The sequence below is a fragment of the Streptomyces flavochromogenes genome (genome assembly GCF_000717595.1).
Lineage (GTDB): Bacteria > Actinomycetota > Actinomycetes > Streptomycetales > Streptomycetaceae > Streptomyces > Streptomyces flavochromogenes.
Genome location: NZ_JNZO01000078.1, coordinates 1 through 4565, shown reverse-complemented (window position 1 = coordinate 4565; position 4565 = coordinate 1). Strand labels below are relative to the sequence as shown.

The 4565-nt window shown below is 74.3% G+C and carries 2 protein-coding genes; both read left to right on the top strand.

Features of this window, described 5'->3' with window-relative positions:
- On the top strand, nt 1-1490 hold a 1490-nt coding region (locus tag IF00_RS43115), incomplete at its 5' end, for a condensation domain-containing protein (RefSeq protein ID WP_280922644.1).
- On the top strand, nt 1487-4565 hold a 3079-nt coding region (locus IF00_RS42195; protein WP_245234793.1), incomplete at its 3' end, for an amino acid adenylation domain-containing protein. The genes IF00_RS43115 and IF00_RS42195, both read left to right, overlap by 4 nt.

Here is a 4565-nt window from a genome sequence, read left to right as displayed (position 1 = left end):
TCCTCGCGACCCGCCTCGTCTCCCGGATCCGTACCGTCCTGGGTGTCGAGCTGCCCGTCCGCGCGTTGTTCGAGACCCCCACCGTCGCCGCCCTCGCCCGTCACCTCGACGGCGGCGGTGCGGCGGCCGCCCGCGCCGCGCTCGTCCCGCAGCGGCGGCCCGCCGAGATCCCGCTCTCGTACGCGCAGCGGCGGCTGTGGTTCATCAACCAGCTCGACACCGACAGCCCGCTCTACAACATCTCCCTGGGCCTGCGCCTGAACGGCCCGCTGGACGCGGTCGCGCTGGAGGCCGCGCTCGCCGACGTGGTGACCCGCCACGAGTCCCTGCGCACCGTCTTCCCCGCACCCGACGGCACGCCCACACAGGTGGTGCTCGACGCCGGGACCGTCACGGGCCGGATCCTGCGGACCGGCGACGTCACGGAGGACGAGGTCGCCGCGCAGGTCGCCGCCACCGTCCGGCACGGTTTCGACCTGGCCGAGCAGACTCCGCTGCGGGCCACGCTGCTCACCGTCGGTCCGGACGAGCACGTCCTCGTGCTGGTGCTGCACCACATCGCCGGCGACGCCTGGTCCATGCGGCCGCTCGCCCGCGACCTGGGCGATGCCTACACCGCCCGGTGCGAGGGCGCCGCGCCGCAGTGGTCCCCGCTTCCCGTCCAGTACGCCGACTACGCGCTGTGGCAGCGCGAGGTACTGGGCGACGAGGCCGACCCGGACAGCGAGATCGCCCGCCAGCTCGCCCACTGGACGCAGACCCTGGCCGGCCTGCCCGACGAGCTGTCCCTGCCCACCGACCGGCCGCGCCCCGACGCCTCCTCGCACCGGGGCGAGCGGATCCGCTTCACACTGGACGCCGCGCTGCACCGCCGGCTCCTGAGCCTCGCCCGGGAGTCCGGCACCAGCCTGTTCATGGTCCTCCAGGCGGCCCTGGCGAGCCTGCTGACCCGCCTCGGCGCGGGTACGGACATCCCGATCGGCACCCCGATCGCGGGCCGCACCGACGACGCCGCGGAGGAGCTGGTCGGCTTCTTCATCAACGAGCTCGTGCTGCGCACGGACACGTCAGGAAACCCGTCCTTCCGTGACCTGCTCGCCCGGGTCCGGGAGACCGACCTCGCCGCCTACGCCCACCAGGACGTGCCGTTCGAACGCCTCGTCGAGGCCCTGAACCCGCCCCGCTCCCTCGGCCGCCACCCCCTGTTCCAGATCGTGCTGGCCCTGCAGAACACCGCGCACCCCACCCTGGAGCTGCCGGGCCTGACCGTCGGAGCCGAGCCGGGCAGCGGCGGCGTGGCCCGCTTCGACCTGTCCTTCGGCCTCAACGAGCGCCTCACCGCCGACGGCGCGCCCGCCGGCCCGTCGTCGCGGACGCCGACCGACGGATCGAGGACCTCGACATCCTGGGCTCCGCCGAGCGCGAGCTGCTGCTCTACGGCTGGAACGACACCGCCCGCCCCCTGCCGGACCTGCTCGTGCCGCAGATGATGCTGATCGGGCGGGGCGCGGGTCCGGAGTCGATCGTGGCGATCGCGGTGCCGCGGTCGCCGGAGATGATCGTCGCCGTGCTCGCCGTGCTGAAGTCCGGTGCGGCCTACCTGCCGGTCGACACCGAGTACCCCGCCGACCGCATCGCCTACATGCTGGCCGATGCCGCGCCCGCCCTGGTCGTCACCGCCCAGGACGTCGTGCCGCACCTGCCCAGGGCCGCCACCAAGCCCCTCCTGGCCCTCGACGCACCGGCGACCGTCACCGAACTCGCCGGGCAGCGCGCGGACGACCCCGCAGACGCGGACCGCACAGGTCCGCTGCTGGCCGACCACGCCGCGTACGTCATCTACACCTCGGGCTCCACCGGCACCCCGAAGGGCGTCGTCGTCCGTCACGCGGGCCTCGCCGACTACGTCGCGGGCGCCGCCGCCGACTACCGGGGCGTCGAGGGAGCGGTGCTGCTGCACTCCTCGGTCTCCTTCGACACCACGGTGACCTCGCTGCACGTCCCGCTCACCGTCGGCGGCCGCGTCCGGCTCACCGACTTCCTCGAAGGGGCCGTCGAACAGGACTTCAGCCTGCTGAAGGTCACGCCCAGCCACCTCGGCATGCTCGCCGACTCCGTCGAACCGGCCGAGGCCGACGCCGAACTCCTCGTCGCCGGCGAGGCCCTCACCTCCGCCGCCGTCGCCCCCTGGCGCCGCCGGCACCCGGACGGCGCGGTCTTCAACGTCTACGGCCCCACCGAGACCACCGTCAGCGCCGTCCAGCACCGCGTCGACCCCGGCGAGGAACTGCCGGACGGAGCCGTCCCGATCGGCCGTCCGCTGCGCAACACCCAGGCGTACGTGCTCGACCGGCGGCTCAGCCCGGTCCCGGCGGGCGTCCCCGGAGAGCTGTACCTCGCCGGCGACGGCGTGGCCCGCGGCTATCTGAACCGCACCGCGCTCACCGCCCAGCGCTTCGTCGCCGACCCGTTCGGCCCCGCCGGCACGCGGATGTACCGCACCGGCGACGTGGTCCGCCACCGCCCCGACGGCGCCCTGGAGTTCGTCGGCCGCGCCGACGACCAGGTGAAGGTCCGCGGCCACCGCATCGAGCTCGGTGAGGTCGAGGCCGCGCTCTCCGCGGTCCCCGGCGTCGCCCGCGCCGTCGCCGCCGTGCGCGAGGACACCCCCGGCAATCGTCGTCTGGTCGGCTACCTCGTCCCCGTCGAGGGCGCGGCCCCGGACGCCGAGGCGGTCCGCCGCCATGTCGCCGCCGTGCTGCCCGAGTACATGGTCCCCTCGGCGGTCGTCACCCTCGACGTGGTGCCGCTGACCCCGAACGGCAAGACCGACCGCGCGGCCCTGCCCGCGCCGCAGCAGACCGCGGCGGTACGGGGCCGGGAACCGCGCACCCCGCAGGAAGCGATCCTGTGCGGGCTGTTCGCCGAGGTCCTCGGCGTCGGCCGGGTCGGCATCCACGACGGCTTCTTCGCACTCGGTGGCCACTCGCTGCTCGCGACCCGGCTGCTCAGCCGCATCCGCTCGGTCCTCGGCGTCCAGCTCGGCATCCGGGCCCTCTTCGAGGCCCCGACCGTCGCCGGTCTCGCCGAGCGCCTCGACGGCGCCGGCTCGGCACGCCCGGCCCCCGCACCGGCCGAGCGACCCGAGGCGATCCCGCTGTCGTTCGCCCAGCGCCGCCTGTGGTTCATCAACCAGATGGACCCGACGAGCCCGCTCTACAACATCCCCATGGTCCTGCGCCTGTCCGGAGGCCTCGACAGGGCCGCCCTCGGTGCGGCGCTCGCCGACGTGGCACAGCGCCACGAGAGCCTGCGGACGGTCTTCCCGGCCATCGACGGCGAACCCCGTCAGGCCGTCCTCGACGGCGAGGCGCAGCCCGTCGGCCTCACCGTGACGGACGCCTCCGACGAGAGCTCCTCCGACTCGCAGAGCCGGATCGCCGAACTCCTCGGCCGCGGCTTCGACCTGACCCGGGAGGTCCCGCTGCGGGCCACCCTGCTCGCCACCGGCCCGGACGAGCACGTCCTCGTCCTCGTCCTGCACCACATCGCCGGCGACGCCTGGTCCCTCGCACCGCTCGCCACGGACCTCTCCACGGCCTACGCGGCGCGCCTCCGCGGCGACGCCCCGCAGTGGACGCCGCTTCCCGTCCAGTACGCCGACTACACGCTGTGGCAGCGCGAGCTGCTCGGCGACGAGGCCGACGCGGACAGCGAGATCGCCCGCCAGCTCGCCCACTGGACCGACGTGCTCGCCGGTCTCCCGGAGGAGCTCGCCCTGCCCACCGACCGGCCCCGGCCGCTGACCGGCGCCCAGCGCGGCGCGAAGCTGCGCTTCGCCTTCGACGCCCAGTTGCACCGCCGGCTGCTGGCCCTCGCCGGCTCCACGGGCACCAGCCTCTTCATGGTCCTCCAGGCCGGACTCGCGTCCGTCCTCAGCCGGCTCGGCGCGGGCGACGACATCCCGATCGGAGCCCCGATCGCCGGCCGCACCGACGACACCCTCGACGACCTCGTCGGCTTCTTCCTGAACACCCTGGTCCTGCGCACCGACACCTCCGGCGCCCCGTCCTTCCGCGAGCTGCTCGCCCGCGTCCGGGACACCGATCTCGCCGCTTACGCCAACCAGGACCTGCCGTTCGAGCGGATCGTCGAGGCGCTCAACCCGCAGCGCTCGCTGACCCGTCACCCGCTCTTCCAGGTGACGCTGACCGTGCAGAACTCCCGCGACGCCGCGCTCGAACTGCCCGGCCTGACCGTGTCCGCCGAGGCCGGCGCGTCCTCCTGGGCACGGTTCGACCTCTCCCTCGGCCTCGGCGAGCGGCACACCGCGAACGGTGTCCCGAACGGCCTCGAAGGAGTCGCCGACTACTCCGCCGACCTTTTCGACCGCGACACCGTCGACACGGTCGTCGGCCGACTGGAGCGCCTGCTGCGCGCCGTCGTCGCCGACCCCGATCGCCCCATCGGCGACATCGACGTCCTCGACGCCGTCGAGCGCGATCGGTTGGTGAGCGGTGTGAACGCGACGGGTGCTGTGGTGCCCGTGGGCGTGGTGCCGGTGT